General features: G+C 60.9%; 2 protein-coding genes. Both read left to right on the top strand.

Going from position 1 to position 2,147, the window contains the following annotated elements; all coding sequences use genetic code 11:
- Positions 1-115 precede the first annotated feature (115 nt).
- On the top strand, positions 116-1,504 hold the full coding sequence (locus tag G6030_RS13655; protein WP_182643497.1) for a cytochrome P450: 1,389 nt from the start codon (positions 116-118) through the stop codon (positions 1,502-1,504).
- Positions 1,501-2,147 (top strand): FAD/NAD(P)-binding oxidoreductase (locus tag G6030_RS13650; RefSeq protein WP_182643496.1); only part of this gene is annotated, 647 nt, incomplete at its 3' end. The genes G6030_RS13655 and G6030_RS13650, both read left to right, overlap by 4 nt.

The raw sequence follows: 2,147 nt of genomic DNA, 5'->3' as shown, positions 1-2,147 counted from the left end.
CGACTGTCGTGCCAGATGACCGCGTCCGCGGATTGGGACGGCCTTACCGTCCAGGTGCCAGAGTTCCAGATGTAACGACGTTCCAGATGTAACGACGAAAGACAAGGTGAGACACGTGAAGGTTTCCGATACGATCGGCGACAAGGTTCAGTCGGCCATCCCGATGGATCTGCAGATCCGGGGCGCCCATCTGTACGACAGGACTCGGCGCTGGGTGACAAGGACGAATGGGAAGAAGCTCTTCGTAGAGAAGCCCATCCCCCCCGTCGAGGACGTCGAACTCGCCGACATCGACCTCAGTAATCCCTTTCTCTATCGCCAAGGCCGCTGGCAGTCCTACTATGAGCGCCTGCGAAACGAGGCTCCGGTCCACTTTCAGCCCAACAGTGCGTTCGGGCCGTTCTGGTCAGTGACCCGACATGAAGACATCATCGCGGTCGATAAGAACCATGAGGTCTTCTCCGCCGAGCCGATGATAGTGATCGGGGCCCCGCCTCGTTTTCTCGATATCGAGATGTTCATCGCGATGGACCCACCGCGCCACGACGTGCAGCGAGCAGCTGTGCAGGGGGTGGTGGCGCCGAAGAACCTGCGCGAGATGGAGACGCTCATTCGGTCTCGGGTTCGCGAGGTACTAGACGACTTGCCGGTGAATCAGCCGTTCGATTGGGTCCAGGCTGTCTCGATCGAACTGACAGCTCGAATGCTCGCGACGCTCTTGGACTTCCCATACGAGGAACGTCACAAACTCGTGTACTGGTCAGATATTGCAACTTCGTTCGAGGAAGCGAACGGTGGTCCTGCGGACCTCGACGAGACGTTCGACGGAATGCGCGAGATGGCGAGCGGTCTGAGTTCTCTGTGGTACGACAAGAAGGCTCGGTTAGCAGAGGGGGAGGAACCCGGTTTCGACCTGGTCACCATGCTGCAGAGCAACGAGAACACCAAGGATCTGATCGACCGCCCGATGGAATTCATGGGCAACTTTGTGCTGTTGATCGTCGGAGGGAACGACACGACCCGGAACTCGATGAGTGGTGGCGTTCTGGCGCTGAACCGGTTCCCAGACCAGTTCGAAAAGCTCAAGTCCAACCCTGACCTGATCCCCAACATGGTCTCCGAGATAATCCGGTGGCAAACGCCGCTGGCCTACATGCGCCGAATCGCCAAGACTGACACTATCTTGAACGGTCAGTTCATCCGTAAGGGTGACAAGGTCGTGATGTGGTACGCCTCAGGCAACCGCGACGAGCGTGTGTTCGAGCGGCCCGATGACTTCATCATCGACCGGGCCAACGTCCGCAACCACATCTCCTTCGGGTTCGGCGTACACCGGTGCATGGGCAACCGACTGGCCGAAATGCAGCTGCGGATCCTCTGGGAAGAGCTGCTCCCCCGCTTCGAGAACATCGAGGTCGTCGGCGAACCCGAGTACGTGCAGTCCAACTTCGTGCGGGGTATCAGCAAGATGATGGTGCGCCTCACCCCGAAATCCGGCACATGACATCGCAGCGAGCCCTCATCATCGGTGCCAGCCATGCCGGAGCCCAACTCGCGGCGAGCCTACGGCAGGACGGGTGGAGCGGTGAGATCGTCCTCATCGGCGAGGAGCCCACGGTGCCCTACCAGCGCCCGCCACTGTCGAAGGCGTATCTCGCCGGGAAAACCACCCTCGACGAGATCACCATCCGCAGTTCGGACTTCTACTCCAAGCAGCGAATCCAGCTTCTCAACGCGCACGTGGAGGCGATCGACCGCTCGGCTGGGCACATCGTTATGAGCACCGGCGACACACTGACATACGACAAGCTCGCGCTGTGCACGGGAGCCCGCCCTCGTCAGCTCCGCGTTCCTGGGGCCGATCTCGCCGGGGTCCATTACCTTCGTACCGCCGCAGACGTCGAGTTGATCCGCACGTCCGCCGCCCCCGGGCGGCGGGTGGTGATCGTCGGGGGCGGCTACATCGGACTTGAGACGGCCGCCTCACTACGGGCACTGGGCCTGGAAGTCACCGTGCTCGAGGCGACCACTCGCGTCCTCGAGCGGGTCACTGCTCCCGACGTATCAACGTTCTTCGAGCGGATCCACCGAGAGGAGGGCATCGATATCCGAACGGGCGCCAAAGTCGCAGCATTAGTCGGAGACGA

This window comes from Dietzia sp. E1, from assembly GCF_014145015.1.
GTDB classification, from domain to species: Bacteria; Actinomycetota; Actinomycetes; order Mycobacteriales; family Mycobacteriaceae; genus Dietzia; species Dietzia cinnamea_A.
Note: the sequence above shows the minus strand (reverse complement) of the source record. Positions and strands in the feature narration are given on the sequence as shown.